This window comes from Nostoc sp., assembly GCF_041747015.1.
GTDB lineage: Bacteria > Cyanobacteriota > Cyanobacteriia > Cyanobacteriales > Nostocaceae > Nostoc.
The window spans coordinates 1-2,288 of sequence record NZ_JBGTFY010000403.1; the positions used below are offsets into that span (position 1 = coordinate 1).

Genomic DNA, 2,288 nt, shown 5'->3' on the forward strand with positions numbered 1-2,288 from the left:
TTGGTAATTGCAGTGAATCCATCGGGTACGTCGCAAGATTGTTCTAGTTGTGGGGTGAAGGTTCCCAAAAAGTTGCATGAAAGATGGCATTCTTGTCTGTGTGGTTGCAGTCTAGATCGAGATCATAATGCAGCTATTGTACTAAAAAATAGAGCCGTGGGGCATCCGGTTCTTAAAGCTCATCGAGTATCCGAAGCAATAGCTGGATTTGGTGAGAAGCCTACACTGACTGAGTACAGTACAGTGTAGGAGTATGTCACATAAAGTTAATCATTGCTATTGTTTAATTTACGTTGCAATTGTTTTAATGATTGATACATATCTGGCAGGCGATTATAAACAGCGCATACCTTAAGATATAGTTTGTAGGGCATTGCGGGAGATCCTGAGACAATTTCTCCTGGTGCAACATCGCTGTGAATTCCAGATTGAGCAGATGCGATCGCCCCATCTCCCATCTTCACTTGATTGGCTATTCCTGTTTGTCCAGCTAAAATAACTCGATTCCCCAGTTGAACACCCCCTGCCATACCAGCCTGACCTGCGATCGCACAGCCAGTACCTATTTGGCAACCGTGACCTATCTGCACTAAGTTATCAATGACTGTATTACTTCCTACCCGTGTTTCTCCGACGGCTGGGCGATCAATGGCACTGTTGCAGCCAACTACCACGCCATCTTCTAAAACTGTATAGCCGGATTGTTCCATTTTTAACCAACCACTACGGGTAGGAACAAAGCCAAAGCCTTCTGCACCGATAACAGCAGCACTATGAATGACGCAATCTGCACCAATTCGGGTGCGTTCGTGGATGGTACAGTTGGCGTGTAAGATGGTGCGATCGCCTATTTTGGCATCTGGATAAATTACCACATTCGGATGAATGATGGCGCTATTGCCAATTTCTACCCCTTGTTGAATTACAGCATGGGGGCCAATATAAACATCACTACCAATTTTGGCAGTAGAGTCAATTACAGCAGTGGGATGAATTTCTGGGATGGGGCGATATGGTTGATAAAAAAGTGCGATCGCTTTGGCAAACAACAGTCGCGGATCTGGGGTCGCTATCCAAATAATACCGCGTTCTTGTGCAAGCACCTGTAATTTTTCGTCTTGGGGCAAAATTAAAGCAGTAGCGTTGGTATTGCCGACAAAAGATCCAAATTTTGCACTTTCTACGTAGCTGAGAGTACCGATGGTAGCTTGATCAATGGCTGCTACCCCTGTAATTTCTGGGTCTTCCTCTGGGTTGCTAATCAAACTATGATTGCTGGCTGCTTCACCAAATTGGCGGAGGATTTCGCTAAATTTCATTGTTGGGTATGTTCAAAATTTATCTACAGTGAGAGTATCGATTTAAGATAAATAAATTTTTATTTTAATTCATTGGCAATAAAATTTTTAACACATAATTCTTTTTACACTAGATTAACCTAAAATAAGTTTGACGAGTAATAAATACTGGTCAATAACTCAGGGCTGACGTTATGGTGGGGCAACGATATCAAATTAATCGACTTTCTCAACTAACGAGGGTGGTACTGAAGAAAGGGTGGGAAACATCAAACCTCCGCAAGTATTTAGGACTGCATAAAGAAAAGTCAGATAAATCGTTGCAAATACCAGAGACTCACGCAGTTGATGCAGTCACCTTAGCAAGTTCAGAATTTGTTGAATATAAATCTTGGTAAGGAGTTAAAAATCATGGTGCTTCTTGGGTAGGAGATGTGAACGTAACAGAATCTCAATTTACCATTGTGCGTCGTCCTCCAGTAAGTAGCAGGCAATTACATTTAATGGTTCCAGCTAAAGGGGGAATACGATGTAAATACGCAGGAACTACTACAAGACATGGTTTTAGAAAAGGCGATTTTGTCAAAGCTACCCAAGGCAATAAAACATTCCTTGGTTGGGTTAGTGGCGACACTGAAAAACAAGTTTCAGTTAGCGATGCTAATTGGAAAAGATTAGGGCAATGTTGCGTTAAAAAAGTTAAGTTGATGCGACGCTCGACAGGACTAATTGTCAAGGCGACTAAAGTCGCTCGTGTCGCAACCCTGGCAACACTGAAGTGACTGAGTTTCCCGCATACCGCGAGGTCGTATGAATAGTAGTAAAAAATCTTTTATAAATAAATTTCTAATTTTGGCTTTAATAGTATTTATATTCATCATATTTATACCTTTTGCCTATTCTGAGGATAATGCTCCACCGACTGATCAGGCTCCAGCCGTTAGTAAGATAGATGGCGCTCCTGTAGTTTTGGGAGATCAAAGATTATTT

The 2,288-nt window shown here is 41.8% G+C and carries 4 protein-coding genes and 1 pseudogene; 4 read left to right on the top strand and 1 reads right to left on the bottom strand.

Annotated features, from left to right (window positions below):
• On the top strand, window positions 1–249 hold a 249-nt coding region (locus ACEW80_RS31630; RefSeq protein WP_373530403.1), incomplete at its 5' end, for a zinc ribbon domain-containing protein.
• A 17-nt stretch (window positions 250–266) separates the two neighbouring features.
• Here ACEW80_RS31630 and lpxD read toward each other — a convergent pair.
• Entirely contained in the window at window positions 267–1,319 is a 1,053-nt protein-coding gene (gene lpxD, locus ACEW80_RS31635) for a UDP-3-O-(3-hydroxymyristoyl)glucosamine N-acyltransferase (RefSeq protein WP_373530404.1), read from the bottom strand.
• A gap of 173 nt (window positions 1,320–1,492) precedes the next feature.
• Between lpxD and ACEW80_RS31640 the strand changes: the two genes are divergently transcribed.
• The 3 genes and pseudogenes from ACEW80_RS31640 to ACEW80_RS31650 all read left to right on the top strand — a co-directional run.
• A complete protein-coding gene (locus ACEW80_RS31640) occupies window positions 1,493–1,696 on the top strand; it encodes a hypothetical protein (RefSeq protein WP_373530405.1) in 204 nt (67 codons plus the stop codon).
• A 36-nt stretch (window positions 1,697–1,732) separates the two neighbouring features.
• Entirely contained in the window at window positions 1,733–2,080 is a 348-nt protein-coding gene (locus ACEW80_RS31645; RefSeq protein WP_373530406.1) for a hypothetical protein, read from the top strand.
• A 28-nt stretch (window positions 2,081–2,108) separates the two neighbouring features.
• Window positions 2,109–2,288, top strand: a pseudogene (locus tag ACEW80_RS31650) (mechanosensitive ion channel family protein); the annotation flags it as partial.